Origin of the sequence: Collinsella sp. TF10-11AT, from assembly GCF_003437565.1 — a bacterium.
Classification (GTDB): domain Bacteria; phylum Actinomycetota; class Coriobacteriia; order Coriobacteriales; family Coriobacteriaceae; genus Collinsella.
The window spans coordinates 149,896-155,895 of sequence record NZ_QSQW01000006.1; the positions used below are offsets into that span (position 1 = coordinate 149,896).

Here is a 6,000-nt window from a genome sequence, read left to right on the forward strand (position 1 = left end):
GTGCGCTAGCTGCGTTTTCGGATCAGGGCAATGTAGAAGCCCTCAAAGTCGCGGCTAGGCGGAATGGTCAGCGTGCCGGGCATACCGTTGGCGACGGACGAGACGTGGCTGGCGGCGATGGCCTCGGTGAGGGCGTTGCACTCGATGCGTGGCTCTTCGCCAACTTCCTGAGCACGGCGCGTTTCACTTTCGCTCGGCGTGCCGTCGAGGGGGATAAGCTCGCAATCCATGTGCTTGTCGAGGGCCTCTTGCAGGGCGTCCTCGTTTTCCTGCGGCAAGATCGAACAAGTCGAATAGACGAGCGTGCCGCCCGGTTTAAGGGCTCCCATGGCGCGGTCCAGAAGTGCTCGCTGCGAGCGGGCACACTTGCTCAGCAGCTGCTCGGTCAGGCCGCGCAGGCTTTTCTCGTTGCCGCTGATGACGGTGCCCGTGCCGGTGCAGGGGGCGTCGAGCAGGATGCGGTCAAAGCGGAAGAACTCGTCGAGCTCGCGTGCGTCGATGCGCATGACGGGCACGTTTTTTGCGCCTTGGCGGTGGAGGTTGGCTTCGAGCTTCTCGGCGCGGGGAATGCTCATCTCGCAGGCGGTAAGGTGCGCCTGCCCCTGCGTGAGGGCGGCGATCTGCGTCGTCTTGCCACCGGGGGCTGCGCACATGTCCAGGATGTCCTCGCCTGCCTGTGCGCCCAGGACCAGCGGCGGCATCATGGACGACAGGCTCTGCAGGTAGATTTTGCCGTCGCGGTAGATGTCGAGATCCCACAGATCGGAAACCTGGGCCTCGGGCAGGATAAAGGCGTCCGGGTACCAGGCGACAGCGTTGTGGGCGATGCCGGCGGCATCGAGCGCCGCAGCGATGTCCTCGGCGGTTGCCTTGAGCGTGTTGGCGCGCAGCGTGACCGGGCGTGTGGCCGCGGCGCCGAAGCCCTCGATCATGAGCTCGGCATCGGCGGGCGCATAGGCGCCGGCGACCGTGTCGACCATAAAGCGCGGCAGGTCGGCGGCGCAAGGAAGGGCGGCAAGCTGGTCGGAAAGCTCGGTGGCGGCAAACTGCCTGAGCTTGAGCTCGGCCTTGACCTGCTTTTTCTGCTTACGACGACGCGGCTTGGACATCCGTCTTTCCTTCCCATTCCATTACATGTCGAGTGTTTAGTACTGGCTCTCGTGCTTGCTAAAGAAGTCGAAGCGCTGGGGCAGCGGCTTTACGCGGTGCTCGCCGGGCTTCTCGCCCAAGCTCTCCACAAACTCATCCGTGGAGGCGAAGATGTTATCCCAGCTAAAGAAGGCGACCGGGTCGATGTCGAAGTACTCGCAGATGAGCTCGCAGCCGGCAGGGACGATGCCGTGCATGAGCACGGTCACCACGCGCAGCTCGGTAAAGGCGTCGACGAGCGCCTGCGTCATTGCGGCGTTTGCCTCGTTACCCTCGAGCTTGTTGGCGGCCTTGGAAGCGTCGCTCCAGCGCTTGTTGGCGGCGCGCAGGTAGTCGTCGCACACGGCAAGCGCGCGGTGCGTCTCGAACTTGTACATAGCCTGCTCAAAGGCGAGAGCTGCCTGCTCGGCGGCTTCGACCACGGTGTCAGAAGCGGCACCGGCGGGGATGCAGCCGTTGCGGTAGGGGCTCTCGTCGCCTTCCTTGACGGCGACGCCGTAGAAGCAGCTGCGGGCCAGACGGTTGAACACGCCGGTCAGCAGCGCGCTCTCCTTAAGGGCCGGGTCGATAACGCGCTTGTCGTCGCAGGCGCGTACCTCGTTGCCGTCCTTGTCCTTGCCGGTCACACGCGTGTCGTATGCCTTGGGGCTAAAGCTCACCGGCTTTTCGGATAGGCCGAGCGACAGCCAGTGCGCGCGCATCTGCTCGCAGGTATAGTGGTTGAGCAGGTCGTCTGCCGGCGGGGGAGGCGTCTGCGAGGACGAGCTGGCCTTTTTGCCCATGTAGAGCAGGTGGTAGCAGGCGCTGACGGTGCTCTGCGTGAGGTCCCAGCCCAGGGCCTCCCACATGGCGGTCTGCGCGATGCAGTAGAAATAGATGTTGTCCTGACCGATGAACTGGTAAATCTGAGCGTCGTCAGAGCACCACCAGTCGCGCCAGTCGAGCGAGCTGTGCTGGTAGGTGGGTGCGGGCACCTGCGTGGAGTCGGCGGCGGGCTCGCCCATGAGGGCGGCATCCTGGGCGGCGACGCCCTCGGTCACGCCGGCGGCCTTGGCATCGCGCGCGAGCACGGTACGCGTATAGCTGATGGGCGCCCACAGGCTCTCGGGCCAGCACCAGCAGGTGACGTCGGAGACGCCATCGACCTCGGGCACCGGAACGCCCCAGTCGATGTTGCCGGTGATGCGGAAGGGCACGAGTGCCTTGCCGCTGCGGAAGCGCACGCCACCGTTGGCGAGCACCGCGTGGGCGTCGTCGCGCTCCTTCCAGCTGGGGAAGGTGACGGTAAAGCTGCTCTTGTTGCCCTCGGGCTCCAGCACGGTGTGCTCGGGGAGCTGGTCCTCGACGGCATCGAAGGCCTCGCGGAACTTGTTCTGGATGTAGAGCTGAGCCGGCAGCAGCCACTCCTCCATGGTCTTGGAGACCACGGAGCGAACCTGCGGGTTCTGGGCGAGCTTGGCGGTGTAGGTCTTCATAAAGTCGAGGTAGGCCGGCAGGTCAAAGTAGAGATTGTCGACCGGGCGCAGCTCGGGCACCTCGCCGGTGAGCTGGCTCTTGGGCGCGATGAGCTCCTCGGGCTCAAACTGGTGGCCCAGATCGCACTCGTCGGCATAAGCCTTCTCGGACTTGCAGCCCTGGATGGGGCAGCGGCCGATGACCTGGCGGCCGTTGAGGAACGTGCCGGCCTTGGCATCGTAGAACTGCAGCGTGGAGCGCTTGGAGATGGTGCCCTGCTCGTGCAGGCGCTCGATAATCTCGGCAGTCACCTCGTTGTGGATCTGGGCCGCCGGCTCAAGGCCCGAGCCGCCGTAGATGTCGCAGCTGATGTTGTAGTTGTTGAGGGTCGCGGCCTGGCGGGAGTGATTGGACTCGACATACTCGCCGATGGACTTGTCGTAGCCCTCGTTCTCCTTGAGCTTGCGGTAGCTCTCCATGATGGGCGAACCGTAGCAGTCGGTGCCCGAGGTGAAGATGACGTTTTCGCGGCCCAGGCGGTCGCGCAGGAAGCGGGCGAAGAAGTCGGCCGGGACAAAGACGCCGCCGACGTGGCCAAAGTGCAGACCCTTGTTGCCGTAGGGCTCGCCGGCGGTAACGATGGCGCGGCGCGGCCAGCTGGGACGGTCGTTCATGGAGTATTTGGATGCCATGGGACTCCTTCGCATATAGGTAAGAGCGCGGCCGGGCACGGGGTTCGGCGGCGCGGTGGTCAATTCGTGCATATCGTTCGACATTATCGCACATGCGGGCGGGTGCGTGGCAGGGGCGCTATCCTAAGATGCTATGAATGAGATTTCCAACATACATGCGTTTGAGGACGAGGATTTTCTACACGCTTGCTTCGTGTGGGGGATGGCCGTGATCGCGGTGTTTGCCGTGTGCCTGGTGCCGGTGTTTATGCTGTTGGGCGGGCCTGCGGACTTGGACGCGGCTGAGGCGGGCGGCTGGATGGCTGTCGTGGGCTGGATAGTCGGCTTGGCTGCGGTCTCAATGGCATCGTTTGCCGTGCACGAGCTGGTGCATGCGGTGTTTTTTAAGCTGCTGGCGCCTGCGGGCGCGCAGGTGACCTTTGGGGCGAATCGCGAGACGGCGATGATCTATGCCTGCGCCGAGGGCGTTGTGTATTCGCGCCGGCGGTACATGGCGGTTTGCCTGGCGCCGACGGTTGTTGTGACGACAGCATTTGCCCTGGGGTTTGCGTTCTCGGACTATCCGCTGCTGTGCTACCTGGCGGCTGGTCTGCACTTGTCGGGCTGTGTGGGTGATTGGTATTACGTGCGGACCATTCTGCGCGACCGCCGTATCGTCGCCTGCGAGGATACGTCCTTTGGCGTGCGCTTTTTCGCAAAGTAGTCTTTTTGGGACGGGGCTATTTTAGCTGCCATGATGTCGGGGTGAGTTTTCTGGGACGGGGATGTCGATGAAGTCGTTGTTGCTGCATGCGTGCTGTGCACCATGCTCGCTTGAGCCGGTTCGCCTGCTGCGCGAGGAGGGGTTTGAGCCCACGATTTGCTGGACCAATCCCAATATTCAACCGCGCGATGAATGGCGGCGGCGTCTGGACGAGCTGCGCCGGTGGTGTGCCGATGGCGACATCGAGCTCATCGAGGCGGGGGAGGACCGCGAGCGCTGGGAGGCCGGCGTGGCCCCGCTGGGTGCCGATCGGCCCCGTCGCTGTCGCTCGTGCTATGCCTTGCGCTTGGCCGAGGCTTGCCGCGTTGCCCAGGAGCGCAGGTTTGAATATGTGGGTACGACGCTCGCCGTCTCGCCGTATCAGCTGTTCGACACCTGCAATGACGTGCTTGAGCGTTTGGCGGCCGCCCATGGGCTCACCCCGGTGATTCGCGATTTTCGCCCGTATTATCCCGAGGCTACGCGCCGTTCGCGCGAACTGGGCATGTATCGACAGAACTACTGCGGCTGCCGCTTTTCTGCTGTCGAGGCGGCCATGGACCGCGCCCGCATCCGCGACGAGCGCAAAGCCGCCAAAAAGTAGTTCGTTTGGGACGTCAGCCTGCTAGGATGTAGAGCGGACTTTAGCTATATAAGGAGTATCCGACGTGTCTATGCGTACCGATGATTTTGACTACAACCTTCCTGAGGAACTGATTGCCCAGGCTCCTGCCGAGCCGCGCGACTCCTGCCGCCTGCTGGTGGTGGATCGCAAAGGCTCCCAGGCGGGGAAGCCGCTGGAGCACGGCGGTACCGTTGAGCACCGCATCTTCCGCGACATCATCGACTATATCGAGCCGGGCGATGTGCTCGTCATCAACAAGACGCGTGTGATGCCGGCCCGCCTGATCGGTCGCAAAGCCGGCTCGGGTGGCGTGGTCGAGACGCTGCTGCTCAAGCGCCGTGAGGATGTTGACCCGCTGGGCCACGTTTGGGAGTGCCTGGTCAAGCCGGGTAAGCGCCTGAAGCCCGGTGCTCAGATTGAGTATCGCGCCGGTGGCGCCCATGCGCCCGAGGGGGCTCCCGTGGTGCTGACGGCCGAGGTCATCGACTTTGTCACTGATAGCCGCGGAGGCCGTCTGGTGCGCTTTGAGCCGGCCGGCTGCAATGCCGCCGGCGAGCCGCGCACGCTCGACGAGGCCATTCATGCTGCCGGTCACGTGCCGCTGCCGCCCTACATTACCGATTACGAGGGCGATCCCGAGAAGTACCAGACCGTCTACGCCATGAAGGAGGAGCACTCGGCTGCCGCTCCTACGGCGGGTCTGCACTTTACCCCCGAGCTCATGGCCGCTATCGAGGCCAAGGGCGCGAAGTTTGCCGCCGTCGAGCTCGAGGTGGGTATTGATACCTTCCGTCTGGTGGAGGAGGACGACCCCACGCAGCACGTCATGCACACCGAGCGCTACCACGTGTCACAGGAGGTTGTCGACGCCGTGCATAAGGCGAAGGCCGAGGGGCACCGCGTGATCGCCGTCGGCACCACCGCAGTACGCTCGCTCGAGAGCGCCTTTGACGCTGAGGCACCGGTGTCTGATCCGGCCGTGACGGCGCGCTATTTTGAGGGCCGCGAGGATGGGGCCGACACGCTCGGCCGCGGCGACATCGTGGTGCGCGAGAACGCGACGACGCAGCTCTACCTCATGCCCGGCTCGACCTATCACGTGGTCGACGCGCTGATCACGAACTTCCACGTGCCGCGCTCCACGCTCATGATGCTCGTGAGCGCACTTGCCACCCGCGACCAGATCATGGATGCCTATGCCGCCGCCATCGAGGAGCGCTACCGCTTCTTCAGCTTTGGCGACGCCATGCTCATTTTGTAGGTTACGGCGTTTTCCAAACGCCGTAACCGGCCGACGCTGCGCGGGCCGCATTTGGACAATCTGACGTTCAACTTCA

The 6,000-nt window shown here is 64.0% G+C and carries 5 protein-coding genes; 3 read left to right on the forward strand and 2 right to left on the reverse strand.

The window, feature by feature from the left end; translation table 11 throughout:
* Window positions 1–5: 5 nt before the first annotated feature.
* The gene (locus DXC99_RS05960) at window positions 6–1,109 is read right to left on the reverse strand and encodes an RsmB/NOP family class I SAM-dependent RNA methyltransferase (RefSeq protein ID WP_117629594.1); all 1,104 of its coding nucleotides are present in this window, start codon (window positions 1,107–1,109) and stop codon (window positions 6–8) included.
* Window positions 1,110–1,145: 36 nt separating this feature from the next.
* On the reverse strand, window positions 1,146–3,296 hold the full coding sequence (locus tag DXC99_RS05965) for a methionine--tRNA ligase (protein WP_117629595.1): 2,151 nt from the start codon (window positions 3,294–3,296) through the stop codon (window positions 1,146–1,148).
* A gap of 133 nt (window positions 3,297–3,429) precedes the next feature.
* On the opposite strand from DXC99_RS05965, the gene DXC99_RS05970 reads away from it, so the two are divergent.
* The 3 genes from DXC99_RS05970 to queA all read left to right on the forward strand — a co-directional run bounded on the left by DXC99_RS05970 (window position 3,430) and on the right by queA (window position 5,924).
* On the forward strand, window positions 3,430–3,999 hold the full coding sequence (locus DXC99_RS05970; RefSeq protein WP_117564474.1) for a DUF3267 domain-containing protein: 570 nt from the start codon (window positions 3,430–3,432) through the stop codon (window positions 3,997–3,999).
* A 67-nt stretch (window positions 4,000–4,066) separates the two neighbouring features.
* On the forward strand, window positions 4,067–4,642 hold the full coding sequence (locus tag DXC99_RS05975) for an epoxyqueuosine reductase QueH (RefSeq protein WP_117564473.1): 576 nt from the start codon (window positions 4,067–4,069) through the stop codon (window positions 4,640–4,642).
* 70 nt (window positions 4,643–4,712) lie between these two features.
* Window positions 4,713–5,924: a tRNA preQ1(34) S-adenosylmethionine ribosyltransferase-isomerase QueA gene (gene queA, locus DXC99_RS05980; RefSeq protein WP_117629596.1), complete on the forward strand. Its 1,212-nt coding sequence runs from the start codon at window positions 4,713–4,715 to the stop codon at window positions 5,922–5,924.
* Window positions 5,925–6,000 lie beyond the last annotated feature (76 nt).